Raw genomic sequence first — 2204 nt, forward strand, 5'->3', positions numbered from 1 at the left:
CGCACCGACACCCAGATCAAGATCCGCGGCTTCCGCATCGAACCCACCGAAATCGAAACCGTCCTCACCACCCACCCCCACCTCACCCAAGCCACCCTCGTCCACACCACCCACCTGATCGCCTACGTCACCGCCGTCCCGGGGACCTCCCCGACCAACGCCTCCCTGAAGACCTGGCTGCGCGAGCGGCTGCCCGAGCACATGGTCCCGGAGCAGTTCGCCGTCCTCGACCGGCTGCCGCTGACCCCCAACGGCAAGATCGACAAGAGGGCCCTGCCGGCCGTCGAACTCCCGCTGAGCACGGGTGGACGCCAGCCGCGCACGGAGCTGGAGGAGATCGTCCGGACCCTGGTCACCGAGGTCCTGAACGCCCCCGCACCGCTGTCGATCGACGACAGCTTCTTCGACCACGGCGGCCACTCCCTCCTCGCCGCCCGCCTCACCCACCGCATCACCACCACCCTCGGCGTCACCCTCACCGCTGCCCCCGCTCACCCGGGCCGAGCCCCGGCCGGAGCGGCTGCCGCTGTCCTTCGCCCAGCAACGCCTGTGGCTGGTGGCCGGACTCGGGGGCGAGGGCGCGGCGTACAACGTTCCGATGGCGGTGCGGCTCGACGGCGAGCTGGACGTCGATGCGCTGCGCGCCGCCTTCGGTGATGTCGTCGCCCGTCACGAGCCCCTGCGCACGCGCTTCACGACGGCCGACGAGGATCCGTACCAGCTCGTGGAGCCGCCGGCCCCGCCCTTCTTCGAGCTGCGGGAGGTCTCCCCCGAGGTGCTCGACGAGGCCCTGTTCGAGGCCGCCCGGCACTCCTTCGACCTCGGCGCCGAAGCACCGCTGCGGGTCACCCTGCTGCGGACCGGTGAGAGCGCGTACGTCCTCCTGGTGCTCCTGCACCACATCGCCACCGACGGGCTGTCCCTGCGCCCGCTCTTCGCGGACCTGTCCGCCGCCTACGCCGCCCGGCTCGCCGGGGACGCCCCCGACCCGGCCCCCCTGCCCGTCGACTACGCGGACTACGCCATGTGGCAGCGCGCGGCGCTGTCGGGGAGCGCCCTGGACGGGCACCTCTCCTACTGGAAGACGGCGTTGGCCGGTCTGCCGGAGGAGCTCGGGCTGATCCACGACCGTCCCCGCCCGCCCGTGGCCGGCCAGCGGGGCGGGGCCGTCGCGGTGGACTTCGGCGCCGATCTGCACAAGCGGGTGCTGGAGCTGGCGCGCGCCGAGCGGTGCACGCCGTTCATGGTGCTCCAAGCGGCGCTCGCCGGGATGCTGACCCGGCTGGGGGCGGGGACGGACATCCCGCTCGGCTCGCCGGTGGCCGGGCGCTCCGACGAGGCGCTCGCCGATCTCGTGGGCTTCTTCGTGAACACGCTCGTGCTGCGTACGGACACCTCCGGGAACCCGACCTTCCGTGAGCTGCTCGGCCGGGTGCGCACCGCCGACCTGGACGCCTTCGCCCATCAGGAGGCCCCCTTCGACCTGGTGCTGGAGGCCGTGAACCCGGTGCGCTCACTGGCCCGGCACCCGCTGTTCCAGGTCTGCCTGGCCCTGGAGTCCGGCCCGGCTGTGGTGCCGGAGCTGCCGGGCGTACGGGCGGGAGCGGCCGAGCCGCTGGCGACGGGGGCGGTGAAGTTCGACCTGGAGTTCCTCCTGCGCGCCGAGGAGGGCGCGGGTCTGACGGGTGCGGTGCTCTACAGCTGCGACCTGTACGAGCGGGCCACCGTCGAGCGGATGGTCGCCATGCTGCGGCGCACCCTGGAGCAGGTGTCCGCGCGGCCGGAGCTGCCGTTGTCGCAGGTGGAGCTGCTGGGGGAGGCCGAGCGCCGGCAGGTGCTGGAGGAGTGGACGGGCAGCCGCACCGACATCGGCGAAGGAGTGCTGACCGGCCTGTTCGAGGAACAGGCCCGCCTGCGCCCCGACGCCCTGGGACCCCGAGTTCCCCGACGAACGCCTCACCGGCACCGCCCGCGACGCCGACCTCCACACCCTCGTCACCGACACCCGCCACCACCGGCGCGTAGGCGGCCCCCGGACCACCGTCCTCACCGACACCGACCGGGAACTCATCGACAGCCAGGACGACTTCGACCTCGACGTGGCCCTGTCGCCGTCGGACGTGGCCTGCGTGATGTTCACCTCCGGCTCCACCGGACGCCCCAAAGGCATCCTCTCCTCCCACCGCAACCTCGTCTCCACCCTC

The 2204-nt window shown here is 72.8% G+C and carries 1 protein-coding gene and 2 pseudogenes; all 3 read left to right on the top strand.

Annotated features, from left to right (window positions below; genetic code table 11):
* The coding region (locus tag IO30_RS42280; RefSeq protein ID WP_157853400.1) for an AMP-binding enzyme at positions 1 to 657 on the top strand (657 nt) is incomplete at its 5' end.
* Positions 557 to 1777, top strand: a pseudogene (locus IO30_RS41020) (condensation domain-containing protein); the annotation flags it as partial. The gene IO30_RS42280 and the pseudogene IO30_RS41020, both read left to right, overlap by 101 nt.
* Positions 1778 to 1973: 196 nt before the next feature.
* Positions 1974 to 2204: pseudogene (locus tag IO30_RS48205) on the top strand (AMP-binding protein); the annotation flags it as partial.

This window comes from Streptomyces xanthophaeus (assembly GCF_000725805.1).
In the GTDB taxonomy this organism is placed as follows: Bacteria; Actinomycetota; Actinomycetes; order Streptomycetales; family Streptomycetaceae; genus Streptomyces; species Streptomyces xanthophaeus.